This window comes from Nocardioides sp., from assembly GCF_035503875.1.
In the GTDB taxonomy this organism is placed as follows: domain Bacteria; phylum Actinomycetota; class Actinomycetes; order Propionibacteriales; family Nocardioidaceae; genus Nocardioides.
In genome coordinates, this window is record NZ_DATJTA010000070.1 from 47,648 (window position 1) to 60,707 (window position 13,060).

Annotated in this window: 3 protein-coding genes; all 3 read left to right on the top strand. The window is 73.8% G+C overall.

Annotated features, from left to right (window positions below; genetic code table 11):
* The first annotated feature begins 31 nt into the window (after window positions 1-31).
* Genes VMF51_RS16700 through VMF51_RS16710 form a run of 3 tightly spaced genes read left to right on the top strand, consistent with a single transcriptional unit; the run spans window position 32 to window position 13,058 of the window.
* The gene (locus tag VMF51_RS16700) at window positions 32-6,868 is read left to right on the top strand and encodes a family 78 glycoside hydrolase catalytic domain (protein ID WP_325475584.1); all 6,837 of its coding nucleotides are present in this window, start codon (window positions 32-34) and stop codon (window positions 6,866-6,868) included.
* Window positions 6,865-7,089, top strand: a complete 225-nt coding sequence (locus VMF51_RS16705; RefSeq protein WP_325475585.1) for a hypothetical protein — start codon at window positions 6,865-6,867, stop codon at window positions 7,087-7,089. Before VMF51_RS16700 ends, VMF51_RS16705 begins: the two co-directional genes overlap by 4 nt.
* Window positions 7,086-13,058 (top strand): OmpL47-type beta-barrel domain-containing protein, encoded by a 5,973-nt coding sequence (locus tag VMF51_RS16710; RefSeq protein WP_325475586.1) that lies wholly within the window; start codon window positions 7,086-7,088, stop codon window positions 13,056-13,058. The genes VMF51_RS16705 and VMF51_RS16710 overlap by 4 nt, the downstream gene beginning before the upstream one ends.
* The last annotated feature ends 2 nt before the right edge of the window (window positions 13,059-13,060 follow it).

Below are 13,060 nucleotides of genomic sequence, written 5' to 3' on the forward strand. Positions count from 1 at the left end.
CCTCTCGATCCGACACTCCGAAAGAAGCCCTGTGGCTGACACCTCCCGCCCTCTGCTCCGGCTCGGCGCCCCCCTGCTCACCGTCTCCCTCGCGGTCGCCGCGGTCGCCCCGGCCTCGCTCGCCCCGGCTCCCGCGGTCGCCGCGTCCGCTCCCGGCGCGGCGCCCACCCTCTCGACCCTGGAGGTCGAGAAGAAGGTCGCGCCGCTCGGCCTCGACGTCGAGGAGCCCCGGTTCTCGTGGGTCATCGGCTCGGATGCCCGCGACGTGCGCCAGGAGTCCTACCGGCTCCGGGTCGCCACCGAGGCCGAGGGCCTCGACGGCGAGCTGGTCTGGGACAGCGGGGTGGTGGAGTCGGCCACCTCCGAGGGCGCGCCGTACGACGGCCCGGCGCTCGAGTCGGCCACCGGCTACGTGTGGGACGTCGAGGTCGTGACGACGGCCGGCGCCGCGAGCGGGTCGTCGAGCTTCCGCACCGGCCTGCTCGACGCGGGGGACTGGGGCGACAGCGCCTGGATCGGCAACGACCGGGTGCAGGACGTGAGCGGGGTCGACCTCGCGGGCGCGTCGTGGATCCACCCGCCGTACTCCGGCGCCAACACGCCGCCGGGCTACTTCCGTCAGACCTTCACCGTCGACCCGGGCCGCACCGTCGCCGGGGCCGAGCTGGTGATGACCGGCGACCGTGGCTTCTCGGCGTTCCTCAACGGCACGCAGGTCGCCAGCGGCGCCTCGGTCGACGACCGCTGGAAGACCGCGGCCCGGGTGCGGGTCTTCCCGCAGTCGGGGGAGAACGTGCTCGCGGTCCGGCTCAACAACACCGCCAAGGCCTTCGGCGCCGTGGTCGGCAAGCTCGTCGTCCGGTACGCCGACGGCACGACCGAGGAGGTCGTCACCGACGACGGCTGGCTCTCCACGCAGACCGCCGCCCCGGGCTGGCACCTGGCCGGCGCGTCGACGGCCGGCTGGGTGCCGGCGGCCGCGCGGGCGGAGTACGGCTCCGGGCCGTGGGGCGCCCAGGTGACGGTCCCGCGCACGACCGCGGTCGACACCGGCATGAACCTCGACACCGCGTCCTGGATCATCCCCGACATCGGCGCGCCGTCGACGTCGAACCCGATCCCGACGACGCTGTTCCGCCGCTCGATCACGGTGCCCGCCGGCAAGGAGGTCGCCTGGGCACAGCTGGCCGCGACCGGCGACCAGATCTTCACGGCGTACTGGAACGGCGCGGAGGTGGCCCGCAACACCGGCGCCAACAACGAGTGGCAGCAGGCGCGCGCGGTCAACCTGACCGTCGCCGAGGGCGAGAACGTCCTGGCCCTCGCCCTCGACACCCCCGGCAACGCCCAGTACGGCGGCGTCCTGGCCCGGGTCCGCATCGGCTACACCGACGGCACCAGCGAGGACGTCGTCAGCGACGGGTCCTTCCTCGCCGAGCCCATCGGCAGCGCCGCGCGCCCGACCGGCTGGGCGGACGTCGCGTACGACGACAGCGGCTGGGAGCCCGCGCGGGCCCAGGCGCTCTACCGCGGCTGGGTCTACGCCGACCGGGTCACCGTGCCCGTGGTGCCGACCGGCGCCGAGGCGCTGACCGTCGACGGGTCGAGCTGGATCTGGACCCCCGAGGAGACCAGGCCGGAGGCCCCGGCCGAGGACCGAGCCTTCCGCACCACGCGGGTGAGCCCGGCCGGCAAGGAGGCCGTCTCGGCCGAGGTCGTGATCACGGCCGACGACTCGTTCGACCTCGTCGTCAACGGAAAGCGGGTCGGACGCACCGAGGGCGCGGTGAACGAGTGGCAGCAGTCGCGCCGCTACGAGGTCGACCTCGAGGCCGACCGCAACGTGTTCGCGGTCCGCACCACCAACGGCCCCGGCTCGCCCGCGGGCCTGGTCGCCCGGGTCCGGGTCCGCTACGCCGACGGTGCCAGCGAGGTGTTCGGCACCGACACGACCTGGAAGGCGACCAAGCAGATCCCGGCCGACTGGTCCGACCCGGCGCTCGACGACAGCGAGTGGGGTGCGGCGGTCGTGCAGGCGGCGTACGGCGCCGCCCCGTGGAACCGCAACGTCAAGCCCCCGCAGACCCCGGTCCGCCCGGCTCCGCTGCTGCGCAAGGACTTCGAGGTCGACGGCGACGTCGCCAACGCGACCGTCTACGTGGCCGCCGGCGGCTACGCTGACGTGTCCCTCAACGGCGCCCCGATCAGCGCGGACGTGCTGTCGCCGGGCTTCACCGACTACGACGACACCGTCCAGTACGTCGCCACCGACGTGACCGACCAGCTCGACGGCGGTGCCAACGCGCTGGGCCTGGAACTCGGCCGCGGCTTCTACGGCATGACCGGCGGCAACGTCTGGAACTGGAACACCCCGCCCTGGCACGACGAGCCCGTCGCCCGCGCGGTCCTGGAGATCGAGTACGCCGACGGCCGCGAGGAGCGGGTCGTCACCGACGACTCGTGGACCCGGCACGACGGCCCGACCCGCTTCGACGACCTCTACGGCGGCGAGACGTACGACGCGTCGTACGAGCTGCCGGGCTTCGACACCCCCGGCTACGACGACGCCGAGTGGGCGCCGGCGGCCGAGGTCGCCGGCCCGAAGGGCGAGCTGGTCAACATGCGCCAGCAGCCGATCCGGGTCACCGAGAGCCTGCCCGCGGTGGAGATCACCGAGCCGCAGGACGGCACCTACGTCGTGAAGTTCCCCCGCGTCCTGGCGGGCAACGTCCGGATCACCGCCGAGGGCCCGGCCGGCACCACCATCCGCTACCAGTACGGCGAGAAGCTGCGCGCCAGCGGTCTGGTCAACTTCGACAACAACGGCGGGTTCGCGTCCGGCTTCCAGACCGACCGCTTCGTGCTGGCCGGCACCGGGGAGCCCGAGACCTGGGAGCCGCACTTCAGCTACAAGGGCTTCCAGTACGTCCAGGTCACCGGCTGGCCCGGCGACCAGGCGCCGCCGCTGAGCGCGTTCACCGCCCGGCTCGTGCACACCGACGCGGAGCGCACCGGCACCTTCGAGAGCTCCAGCGAGGTCATGAACGGCACCCACGAGGCGGTCGTCGACACGCTCTACAACAACATCCACGGCATCCCGACCGACACCCCGATGTTCGAGAAGAACGGGTGGACGGGCGACGCCGCCGTCGGCTTCGACATGTTCATGTACAACATCGACCTCCACGAGCTGTTCGCGAAGTGGATGCGCGACGTCGACGAGACCCGGGACGCCGAGGGCGCCCCGATGGTCATCGCCCCCAGCTCGGCCGGCTGGGGGCAGTGGGGCGTGGCGCCGCCGTGGCACTCGGCGTACGTCAACATCCCGTGGGGCCTCTACCAGCAGAGCGGCGACGACCGCACCCTGCGCAGCCTCTACCCCAACCTGAAGAAGTACGTCGACCTCGAGTTCGACCGCAGCGCCGACGGCCTGGTCACCGAGAACCGGCTCGGCGACTGGGTCAGCCCGGAGGCCAGCCCGGCCGGCGGCAACGCGCCGGAGGACACCCGCGTCTCGGGCACGGCGTACCTCTACCTGATGCTCGACACGATGGCGCGCTCGGCGCGGCACCTGGGCGAGGACGCCGACGCCGAGCACTTCGAGGTGAACGCGGCCGCGGTCAAGGAGGCGTTCAACAAGACCTTCCTGGCGCCGGGCGGCGGGCACTACCGCGGCACCGGCGACCGGGGCTACCGGCAGACGCACAACGTGCTGGCGGTGGCGTTCGGGCTGACGCCCGACGCGGCGACCACGCAGCGGGTCGTCGACAGCATCGCGGCCGACGTCCGCGCCAAGGACACGCACCTGAACACCGGTGTGCTCGGCACCAAGTACCTGCTGCCGGTGCTCACCGCGCACGGGCACGCCGGCCTGGCCCACGAGCTCGCCGTGCAGACGACGTACCCGAGCTGGGGCTACAAGCTCGAGCAGGGCGCGACCAGCATGTGGGAGCACTGGGCCACCGACGCGCGCTCGCTGGGGCACTACTTCCTCGGCACCGTCGACGACTGGTTCTTCAACGACGTCGCGGGCATCCGCTCCTCGGTCGACACCGGCTACCGCGACGTGACGATCGCGCCGGCGGTGACCGGCGAGATGGAGTGGGCGAAGGCCACGCTCGACACCCCGTTCGGCCCGGTGACGTCCGACTGGCGCACCGCCGACAACGGTGACCTGGTGCTGGAGGTCGACGTGCCCGTCGGCTCGACCGGTCACCTGAAGGTCCCGGCGCCGAACGCGGCCACGGTCGTCGAGGGCGACGGCCTGGCGATCACCGCCGACGGCGTCCGGGCGTGGAGCCACGAGGACGGCGTGCTGAGCCTGACCACCGGCTCGGGCCACTACGAGCTGCGGGTCCGCGCCGACCTGGCGTCCTTCGGCGCGGTCCTGGACCGGCTGACCGACGTCCGGACCGGTGCGGCCGACCACGCGGACGCGGGGGACCTGTCCTCCGCCGACCGGGACCGGCTGCTGGCCGGGGTCGACGCCGTCACCGCCGACGTCGAGGGAGCGGTGAGCGCCACCATCGCCGGTGACGCCGCCGCGATCGACACGGCCCTCGCGGCCGCGCTCGACGCCGCTCGCGCGCTGCGGGAGGAGACGTCGGCCGCGACGACCGTCGAGCGGCCGGTCCGCCTCGACCTGGTCCGCCGCCTCGACCGGGTCGTGGCCGCGCTGGAGCGGGCCGCGTCCGACCGCGCGGGCGTCGCCATCGCGGTGGCGCCACTCGCCGGACCGGTCCTGCCGGGCACCGAGGTGACCGGCGCGGTCACCCTGACGAACTCGGGCGACACGGGCATCGACGAGCTGACCGCGCAGGTCGCGGTCGGGGACTGGCCGGTCACGCTCGGCGCCCTCCCGGCGTCCGTGCCGGCCGGCTCGTCCGTCGAGCTGCCGTTCACCGTCCGGGTCCCGGCGTCCGCCCGTCCGGGTGCGCACGACGTCACGGCGACGGTCGCGTTCGCGACCGGCGACGAGCGGCTCGAGCTGACGACGTCCGGCCCCTGGGCGCAGGTGTCCTCGGGACTCGAGGTGACCGGCGTGAGCGCCGAGGTCACCGGCGAGGGGACCGCGACCGCGACCGTCTCGGTACGCAGCACCGGCACCGCGGCGGCCGACGGCCGGGTCGAGCTCGGCGTGCCGGCGGGCTGGCCGGCCACCGTGCCCTCGGCCCCGGTGGGCGTGCCCGCCGGCGGGACGGCGACGGTCGAGGTGCCGCTGCTGCTGCCGCAGGACGTGGTCGCCACCGCCCACCAGATCACCGCCACCGTGCGGCGCGGCGACGACGTCCTGGCGTCCGGGGCCGGGTCGCTGACCGTCGCGCTGGAGACGCCGCCCGCCGAGGGCGACGGCGCGACCGACCACGTCGACTTCGGCGAGAGCGTCTCCGAGACCGCGCACGCGGTGCTGGCGGCGCCGAACAGCGGGACCAGCCCGGAGGCCGGGCTCACCCGTCGCTACGCCCACTCGCTGCACCCGGGGTCCTGGTTCTCCGCGCAGGTGGACGTCGAGCCCGGGCAGCCGTTTCTCGTGCGGATGCGGGAGACCTTCGACAAGGCGACGACCAAGGAGTTCAACCTCTACGTCGACGACGTCCCGGCGGGCCGGCACACCATCACCCGCACCCAGAACTCGGTGGGCTGGATGGCCCACCAGGTCCTGGTCGACGGGGCCGACGCCCTGGCCGAGACCGCGGACGGCACCGTCCGGCTGAAGTTCGAGTTCCCGACCGACGCGACGGCGTACGACCCGTCGATCGCCGACGTGTGGGTGCTGCCGCTGGGCGAGGACCGCGTCGCGCCCCTGGTGTCCCCGCGGGTCGAGGGCACGGCCGGCCGGGACGGCTGGCACCGCGGTCCGGTGACCGTCTCCCTGGCCTCCGTGGACGACCGGGACGCCGCTCCGGCGGTCGAGGTCGGCGGCGCGGGCAGGTGGGCGGCGTACGCCGGCCCGCTGGTCCTCGGCGACGACGGCGAGCACATGGTGGACTACCGGGCGCGGGACGCGGCGGGCAACCGCACCGCCGCCCGCTCGCTCACCGTCCGGGTGGACGCGACGGCACCGAGCACCACCGTCTCCGTCCGTTCCGGGGCCGAGCGCCCCGACCGGGCTGCGCTGGTGATCGAGGCGCGGGACGCCACCAGCGGCGTGGCGACCACGGCGTACCGCATGGACGGCGGGGAGTGGACCACGCTGGGCGACGAGGCACCGGTCGTCACCGGGTTCGGCGAGCACGTGGTGGAGGTCGTCTCGACCGACGTCGCGGGCAACGTCGAGCAGGTGCGCCGGCTGACCGTCACCCTGGCGGACGTCGCCGAGCTCGTCGCCGTGGCCCCGCCGCAGGTGACCGGGAGCGTCGAGGTGGGCCGGACCCTGCGGGCCGGCGACGGCTCGTGGAACACCGCCGGCGTCACGCTCACGCGGCAGTGGCTGCGCGACGGCCGGCCCGTGCCCGGCGCGACCGGGGCGACGTACCGCCTGGGGGCCGCCGACGTCGGTCGCCGCCTCGCGGTGCGGGTGACGGCGGCCAAGGCGGGCCTGGCGACCGCGACGGCGACGTCGACGGCCGTCGGACCGGTCACGAAGGTCCGCTCGGCCACCTCGCTGCGGGTCAACCGGACGAAGGTCCGGTCGGGCCAGAAGGTGCGGGTGCGCGTGCAGGTCTCGGCGCCCACGGTGGCCGTCGGCGGCCGGGTGACCCTGCGCCTCGACGGCAAGGTCGTGCGCACGGTGCGGGCGACCGGCTCGGCGGTGACCGTGAAGGTCCGCCTCCGCGGCCGCGGCGCCCACCGCCTGGTCGCGCAGTACGGCGGGTCGCCGACCGTGCAGCCGTCGAAGGCCGGGCCGATCGTGGTCCGGGTCCGATGACCACGCCGCCGGCGGGCCTCTCGACGCGCGAGGTGCGGGCTTGGGCGCTGGCCAACGGCATCGCCGTGGCGCGCACGGGGGGCCTGCCGCGCTTCGCCTTCGACCTCTACCTCGCCGCCCACTCGGGTGACGGCGAGGCGATCCATCCCGCGCGACAGCCGTCGCGCGGACCAGACGGAGCCGGCGTCGGCTCCCGACCCGAGGAACGGCAGGACAGGTGACACGAATCGTGGAGGGCAGCAGGGTGGCGAGGAAGGTACGGACAGGGTTCGCGGCACGGTCCCGGATCGCCGGGGCGGTCGTCCTGGCGCTCGGGCTGGGCGGCCTCGCCGCCGTCGGCACGGCGCCGGCGAGCGCCGCCGCGCCGGCGGCCTCGGCCGCCCCGCCGCGCGTGTGCGGCGAGGCGCTCAGCAGCGCGACCGACAAGGTCGTGCTGCTCGGGCTCCCGGGATCGGGCGGCACCGGCGCGCCGACGTACGACGGCGGCTACCTCGCACCGGCCCGCGCCTCGGAGTGGACCGACTACTCCGTCGAGGGCGACGCCACCACCCCCAACACCCTGGCCGTCTCCTTCCGCCAGAGCGGCAACAACGGCCCGTCCCTGCAGTTCTCGGCCAGCGGGAACTCCCTCGGCCCGCTGCGGCTGAACAACGGCGGCTGGGCGGCCGACGGGACCATCACGCTGCCGGCCGGCACCCTCACCCCCGGCGAGCCCTTCCACTTCAAGATCGCCGTCACGGGCCAGCAGGTCACCGTCCACATCGACGGCGCGCAGGTGGCGCAGTACTCGCGTCCCTGGATCCCGGCCTCCGGCACCGTCGGCATCCGGGTCTCCGGCGGCGAGACCGGCACCCTCGACAACCTCGTCGTCCAGCGCCTCGGCACCGACGCCTACCTCTACGCCGACGACTTCGAGGGTCGACCGCTCGGCACGAGCGGTGCCACCGCGGCGGGCTACGGCGGCCTGGAGATCGTCAGCGTCTGCAGCGTGCCGGACTCGCCCGAGGACGCGTACTGGATCTGGTCCTCGGACGCCGCCTCGCTCAACAACTGGACGGCCTTCCGCCGGACCTTCACCGTCGACGACCTCGACGCGCTCCCGGCGACGGTGAACGCGCGGATCGCCGCCGAGACCAAGTACTGGCTCTACCTCAACGACGAGCTGGTCGTCTTCGAGGGCAGCGTGAAGCGCGGCCCCAACAAGGTCGACTCGTACGTCGACAACGTGGACCTGCGGCCCCACCTGCGCGAGGGCGAGAACACCGTCGCGGTGCTCGCGGTCTCCTACGGCCGTGGCGGGTACGCCGGCCCGTACTCCGGCAAGGCCGGCCTCTTCTTCGAGGCCCCCGACGTCGACCTGCGCTCCAACGAGACCTGGAAGGCGCTGAAGCTCGACGCCTACGGGCGGATGTCGGTCGACGTGAACTACCGCCTCGCCGAGCCCAACGTGAAGTACGACGCCCGCGCCGAGATCGCCGACTGGGCCGACTGGTCGGCCACGGACTTCGACGACGCCGCCTGGCCGGCCGCCGTCACGTCGGGCAACGAGGGCAGCTCGCCCTGGAACCTCCTGGTCGACCGGCCGATCCCGCTGCTGAAGTACGACGAGCAGCCCACCGCCATCCCGGTCACCGACCCGCGGGTCAAGGCGACCACCAGCGGCGGCATCACGACGTACGAGTTCCGGATGCCGGTGAACCACCAGCTCACGCCGTACGTGAGGCTCGGCGCGGGCACCCAGGCCGGCGCGACCGTCGGTCTCAAGACCGACCGCGCCACCGTGCGCGGCGCCGGCATCGAGCAGGCCGTCCAGGCCGAGTACGTCACCAAGGCCGGCGCGCAGGAGTACGAGTCGCTGATCTGGATGAACGGCGACAAGCTGTTCGTCACCGCCCCGCAGACGGCCCAGGTCGAGGCCATCGGCTACCGCCTGTCGGGCTACGCCAGCGAGTTCGACGGGGCGTTCACCTCCGACGACCCGTACCTCGACAAGCTCTGGCGGATGGCGCGCGACACCCTCTACGTCACCATGCGCGACTCCTACATGGACTGCCCCGACCGGGAGCGCTCGCAGTGGTGGGGTGACGCGACGAACGAGCTCGAGGAGGCGTTCTACGCCCTCGACCCGGCTGCCGCCGACCTGGCCCGCAAGGGCATCACGAACCTGATGGGCTTCCGCAACGGCGACCTGATCCCGACCCAGGCCCCGGCGGCCTCCTTCTCGGAGCTGCCCGCCCAGTCACTGGCCGCGCTGATGAGCTTCTGGATGTTCTACGAGTACTCCGGCGACGCCTCGGCGCTCGAGGAGACCTACGAGCCGTCGGTGGCCTACCTGCGGACCTACAACATGGCCGCCGACGGGCTGCTGGCCCACGACCACGGCGGCACCTGGCACTGGCACGACTGGGGCTACAACGAGGACGGTCGCCTGATCGACACCCTCTGGTACTACATCGCCCTGCAGTCGACGATGAAGTCCGGCACGGAGATCGGCGTCCCGGCCGACGACCCGGCGATCGCCTGGATGCAGGACCGCGCCGACTCGATCCGCGACAACATCGACTCGCTCTGGGTGCCGGGCAAGGGCTTCTACGAGTCCACCGGCGACGGGCGCGCCGACGACCGCGCCAACGCCCTCGCGGTGTACGCCGGCCTCGCGAAGCCCGCGCAGTACGAGCAGATCCGCGACGTGCTGGTGAACATCCAGAAGTCCAGCCCCTACATGGACAAGTACGTCCTCGAGGCGCTCTACCTGATGGGCTACCCCGAGGACGCGATCGCGCGGATGAAGGACCGCTACGCGCCGATGGTCAACGACCCGGACCACTCGACGCTGTGGGAGTTCTTCGCCGGACCGGAGCAGGACCAGGCCGGCACCTTCAACCACGCGTGGACCGGCGGTCCGCTGACCATGATGAGCCGGTACGCCGCGGGCATCCAGCAGGTCGAGCCCGGCTTCGCTGAGTTCGCCGTACGCCCCCAGCTCGGCGGGCTGAAGACGATCTCGGCGAAGGTGCACAGCATCGGCGGCCGGATCGCGGTCGACATCGACGCCCGCGACCGCCAGGTCTACGAGCTGGACGTGACGGTGCCGACCGGCACGATCGCCCAGGTGCACCTGCCGACCGTCGTGGTCGGTGACGTGACGCTGTCCGGGGCACCGCTGGACGAGTCGACCCCCGGCGTCCTCGACGTGAGCGTCGACGAGGCCGCGGGCGAGACCGTGGTCCGGGTCGAGCCGGGGCAGCACGCGTTCGACGTGCTGTCCGCCCCGGCGGCCGTCTCGCTCCCGCGGGCCGGCACGGTGGCCCCGGGCACGAGCGTCGAGTCGGCCGTCACGGTCGAGAACACCGGGCGCTCGCGCATCGACGCGATCACCGCCGAGGTCGAGGTGCCCGGGCTCGCCGAGCCGGTGACCCTGACCGGCGGCCCGGTCGCGGTGGGCGAGAGCACCGAGCTCCCGTTCACCCTCGCTGTGCCGCAGGGTGCGCGCCACGGTGCGTCGTACGACGCCCGGGCCGAGGTCACCGTGGCCTACGGCGAGCAGCAGGAGCGCAGCTTCACCACGGACGTGTCCGGCTTCCTCCGGGTGGCGTCCGACCTCACGGTCGAGGGGGTCACACTCGGGGAGCGGGTCGGCGACTACCCGCGCACCGGGCGGTGGACGGTCACCGCGACGGTCCGCAACGACGGGTCGACCCCGGTCACCGGGCGGCTCGCGGCCCGGTCGGTCGCCCGCGTCCTCGAAGCGGGCGCCCCGTCGGAGCTGGTGACGATCCCCGCCGGCGGCTCGCGCCAGGTCGAGGTCACGGTGCACGGCGGTGGTCAGTACTGGCTGCCGATGATGCAGTCGGTCACCGTCGACTTCACCGACCGCGGCGCCGTGCTCGGCACCGCGACGAGCAGCACGCGGCTGAAGTGGTACGGCCCGAAGGGTCGGGCGTGGACCACCACGGGCGCCGCGGCGATCGAGGGGGCCCACGACTTCGTCGACTTCGGCGACGACGGCCCCGGCTCGACGGGCAACTCCGCCGCCAACGTCAAGCCGGGTCCGACGGAGCGGGCGCACAACCTGCGGTGGAACCTCCGGCCGACCATCCCCGTGGGCGGCACCAACACCGAGGGCGGCCTGACCCGCCGCTTCACCTGGTCGCGCGACGGCAGCTGGTACAGCGTCGACGTCGACGTCACCCCCGGTGAGCCGTTCGTCCTGAGCATGCGGGAGACGGCCGACACGGCGGGCAACGTCAGCGTCGTCCAGACCCGGCCGAAGGTCTACAAGATCCTCGTCGACGACGTGCTGGTGCAGCAGGTGCGCTACCTGGTGCCCAACGAGGGCGTCGTGGGCAACACCCTGGCCAACTACCAGGTGCTCGTGGACGAGCCGGAGGCGCTCGACGTCGACGGTGACGGCAAGGTCACCGTGAAGTACCTCTACAACGGCGGCGACGACGCCTTCTACGACCCGTCGCTCACCGACGTCTGGGTGAGCGACCCGGGCACCCCGGAGACCGACGACCGGGCGCCGACAGTGTCGGCGGCGCCGGCCGACACCACGTCGTACGGCGACAACGGCTGGATCACCGCGCCCACGACCCTGGTGGTCACCGCGGTCGACGACGTCGACGGCTCGCCCGCGATCCGGGCGGCGCTGGGCGAGGCCCCGCTGGCGCCGTACACGGCACCGGTGCCGGTCACGACGGACGGCACGCACGTGCTGCGCTACGCCGCCACCGACGCGTCGTCGAACGCCTCCGCCGAGCAGACGCTGACGGTGAAGGTCGACGGCACCAAGCCGGTGCCCGGGTTCAGTGCGTGGCCGAGCGGGCCGATCGCCGAGGGCGAGGTTCCCGCCGAGCCGACGTTCACGGGCAGCGACGCGACCTCGGGGGTGGCGTCGCACGTGCAGACCGGGTACTCGACGGAGGTCGGTGAGCACACGATCACCCAGACCGTCGTCGACCGGGCGGGCAACCGGGCGAGCGCGACGCTGACCTACGAGGTCGTCGCGGCGGACAGGACCGCGCTGGGCGCGGCCCTGGACGGGCTCGCCGACCTCGTCGCGGCGGACCACACCACCTCCACCTGGGCCGCCCTGCGCGCCGTCGTCGACGGTGAGGACGGCGCCCAGGCGGTGTACGACGGCTCGGGCTTCTCGCAGGAGCAGGTCGACGCCGCCACCGAGGCGGTCGAGGCCGCGGTGGCCGCCCTGGAGCTGCGCGGCGACGCCGCGGCGCTCGGGACGCTGATCGGCGCGGCTCAGGAGGTGGCGGCGGACCTGAGCGGCTACACCGAGGAGTCGGCCGGAGCGCTGCGCTCCGCGCTGAGTGCGGCGGAGGCGGCCTACGAGGCGCGCGCCGACCGCACCCAGGAGCAGCTCGACGCCGCGGTCGAGGAGCTGCAGACCGCGCTGGACGGGCTGGAGCAGAAGCCCCCGGTCGTCGTGGACCGCACGGTGCTCCGGGCGCTGTACGACCAGGCCCGCGGGCTGTCCAACGCCGACGGCCGGTTCACCGCCGCGTCGTGGGCGCGGCTGCAGGCCGAGGTCGCAGACGCGGCCAGGGTGCTCGCCGACCAGGGCGCGACCCAGGCGGAGGTGGACCGGGCGGCGTCCGAGCTCGGCGCCGCCGTGGCCGGTCTCGTCACCGCTCCCGCCGCACCGGTGGCGACCCGGGTGAAGCTCAACCAGGCCCAGGCGCGCCTGGTCCGGGGCACCTCGCTCCGGCTGGAGGAGGGGGTCTACTTCACCTCGGGTCGGCCGTCGTACCACGGTGCGGTGACCTGGCGCTCGTCCAACCCGAAGGTCGCGCGGGTCATGGCCGCCGGCGTCGTCAAGGCGCGGCGGACCGGCACCGCCCGGATCACCGTCACCACGGTGAAGCCCGGCGCCTCCGGGAAGCGGCTCACGGCGAGCGTCACGGTGAAGGTCGTCAAGACGCGCTCGCGGGCGAGGGTCACGCGGGTGAAGGCCGCGGTGCCGAAGCGCCTGGCCGCCGGCCAGGCGGTCTACGTCACCGGCCGGTACGCCCCGGCATCGGCGACGGGCGTCAAGGTCGGCTACCGCTCGTCGAACCCGCGCGTGGCGCAGGTCGACGCCGCGGGTCGGATCCTGGCCGTCGGCACGGGCCGGGTGCGGATCACGGTGACGGCCGGCGGGCGGTCGACGTCGTACCCGGTCACGGTCGGCTGATC

Coding starts and splice junctions, on each gene's coding strand:
- VMF51_RS16705 (WP_325475585.1), top strand. CDS start 6,865: ATGACCACGCCGCCGGCGGGCCTCTCGACGCGCGAGGTGCGGGCTTGG.